The sequence below is a fragment of the Brevundimonas sp. CURTG3B2_SDJG genome (assembly GCF_057364705.1).
Genome location: NZ_JBNFOJ010000425.1, coordinates 1 through 1,782, shown reverse-complemented (window position 1 = coordinate 1,782; position 1,782 = coordinate 1). Strand labels below are relative to the sequence as shown.

Genomic DNA, 1,782 nt, shown 5'->3' with positions numbered 1-1,782 from the left:
GCAGCGCGGTGGAGGGGGCATGCCTCCGCTCCGGCGCTCGCGCGTCCCCCCTCCACCATCCTTCGGATGGTCCCCCCTCCCCCTGTGGGGGAGGAATAGATGAAGCTGAACGACGATCGCGCCGGGCGGCTGATCCTGGGCCTGCGGCAGCAGGGGGTGACCGACCCCCGGGTGCTGGGGGCGATGGAATCGATCGACCGCGCGGTCTTCGTGCACGAGAAATTCCTCGATCAGGCCTGGGAGGACCAGGCGCTGCCGATCGACTGCGCCCAGACGATCAGCCAGCCCTATATCGTCGGCCTGATGACCCAGGCCCTGGATGTGCAGGCGCGGCACCGGGTGCTGGAGATCGGCACCGGCAGCGGCTACCAGGCCGCGGTGCTGAGCCGGCTGGCTCGCTACGTCTATTCGGTCGAGCGCTACCGCAGCCTGCTGACCGAGGCCGAGAACCGGTTGAAGACGCTGAAGATCGACAACGTCATCACCCGGCACGGCGACGGCGGCCTGGGCTGGCCGGAACAGGCGCCGTTCGACCGGATCATGGTCACGGCCGCCTCGCCGGGCGAGCCGACCGAACTGCTGCACCAGCTGAAGCCGGGCGGGATCCTGGTGGCGCCGGTCGGGCGGACGTCGGTGCAGATGCTGCACCGCTACGTCGGCCAGGAAGACGGCTCGTTCCGCCGCGAGAGCCTGGCCGAGGTACGCTTCGTGCCGCTGGTCGAAGGGACGGCCAAGGAGGGGTGACGCGTCAGGGTTGAGAGGGCATGGTTCACGCCATGCGGCCCCGCTCTCTCCAGATGGTCCTCGCCATGGCCGCCACCTTGTGGGGCGCTCCGGCCGCGGCCCAGACCTGGCCCGTCTGCTTCGAAGGCGAGACGACCGCGACGGTCGAGATGTACCGGTCGTTCGCCGAGGCGGCGGCGATCGTCCGGGCGGCGGAACGGTTCCGTGCGACGGCGACGCTTCGCCGACCTCGGGGAGAGAATCCCGCCGCCGAAGCCCTGTCGGTACGACGGGCGCACGAGGCTTATGTCGAACTGCTCCGGACGGGCTTTCCAACCGTCTATTTGCGGACCGAAACCAGCCCGCAGCTCGATGCGCCCCCCGGCTGCCTGGCTCTTGATGTGCAGGTCAACTCGCCCGGCGACCCTCCGAATCCGCCCTCCCTGTGGCATCTGGGCGGCATCTATTTCAAAGAGGGCTCCGTGGAGATCGAAGAAGATCGGGGACTCTTCGCGATTCGGATCGCGGCCGCCATGAACGCGCCTGGCCGGTCCCGCTACATACTGGATGCGCATACCGACACCCGAGGGTCGGCGGAGGCCAATCTCGAACTGAGTCAGCGCAGAGCGCTGGCGGTTGCAGAAGCCCTGGTTCGCGAAGGGGTGGCGTGGGATCAGATCGAACCCGGTTTTTATGGCGAGACCCGGCTGGCGCGGCCGACCGCCGATGGCGTAGCCGAACCGTTGAACCGGCGCGTCTACATCGATATCCGCTACCCTCCATCAATACCTGATTAACCTTCCCGCCCAACTTTGGCGCGGTTCATGAGGTCAGGTGGCCGCAACGACGGCGCAAGCGGGAGCGGGCGAATGAAGCGAATGGGCGGCGGTCTGCGGATCCTGATGGCGCTGGGGGCGATGAGCCTGATGGCGGCCTGTTCCAGCTATCCGACCGAGCCGCGCTATTCGATCTACGCCGACTCGCCGGCCCGAACGGCCGCGCAGCCGCAAGCCAGGCCTATCCGAAGGACGGCGGCGCCGGCTCCCGTCCGGCGAGGGG

At 68.4% G+C, this 1,782-nt stretch carries 3 protein-coding genes; all 3 read left to right on the top strand.

The features are described from left to right. Positions 1-99 precede the first annotated feature (99 nt). On the top strand, positions 100-744 hold the full coding sequence (locus AC2W7C_RS17400) for a protein-L-isoaspartate(D-aspartate) O-methyltransferase (RefSeq protein ID WP_486002493.1): 645 nt from the start codon (positions 100-102) through the stop codon (positions 742-744). 20 nt (positions 745-764) lie between these two features. Next, on the top strand, positions 765-1,520 hold the full coding sequence (locus AC2W7C_RS17395) for an OmpA family protein (RefSeq protein ID WP_486002492.1): 756 nt from the start codon (positions 765-767) through the stop codon (positions 1,518-1,520). A gap of 72 nt (positions 1,521-1,592) precedes the next feature. Continuing rightward, the coding region (locus tag AC2W7C_RS17390) for a hypothetical protein (RefSeq protein ID WP_486002491.1) at positions 1,593-1,782 on the top strand (190 nt) is incomplete at its 3' end.